The following is a 538-nucleotide window of genomic DNA, read 5'->3' as shown; positions in this document are numbered from 1 at the left end:
GTGAAGACGACGACGCCGATCACCGAGATCGCGAACTGAAGCGCGCTGGAGCCTACGAAGATGTTGACAATGCTAGCGATCACGATGCCGATCAGGCCCATGATCAGGAACGAGCCCATCTTCGACAGGTCCGTCTTGGTCGTGTAGCCCCACAGGCTGGTGGCGGCGAACATGGCGGAGGTGATGAAGAACACCCGCGCCACGCTGGCTCCGGTGAAGACCAGGAAGATCGACGCCATCGACACGCCCATCACGGCGCAGAAGGCGAAGAACGTCATCTGGAGCGCCGACGTGGACATCTGCTCGAAGCGCCAGGACAGCACGAAGATGAACGCCAGCGGCGCCAGCATCACCACCCACTTCAGCGGCGTGGTGAAGATCGGCACGTAGAGCGCCGGCGTGCTGGCGACCAGGAAGGCGATGATGCCGGTGACCGCTAGGCCGACCATCATGTAGTTGTAGACGCGAAGCATATGCTTGCGCAGGCCCTCGTCGAAGGCCGCGCTGTCCACGGCCCGCCCGAAGGCGCCGGACCGGT

Annotated in this window: 1 protein-coding gene; it reads right to left on the bottom strand. The window is 63.4% G+C overall.

Annotation, left to right across the window (positions count from 1 at the left end):
* The coding region (locus tag N826_RS39210) for a Bax inhibitor-1/YccA family protein (protein ID WP_425600619.1) at positions 1–538 on the bottom strand (538 nt) is incomplete at both ends.

The organism is Skermanella aerolata KACC 11604 (assembly GCF_000936425.1).
In the GTDB taxonomy this organism is placed as follows: domain Bacteria; phylum Pseudomonadota; class Alphaproteobacteria; order Azospirillales; family Azospirillaceae; genus Skermanella; species Skermanella aerolata.
Note: the sequence above shows the minus strand (reverse complement) of the source record. Positions and strands in the feature narration are given on the sequence as shown.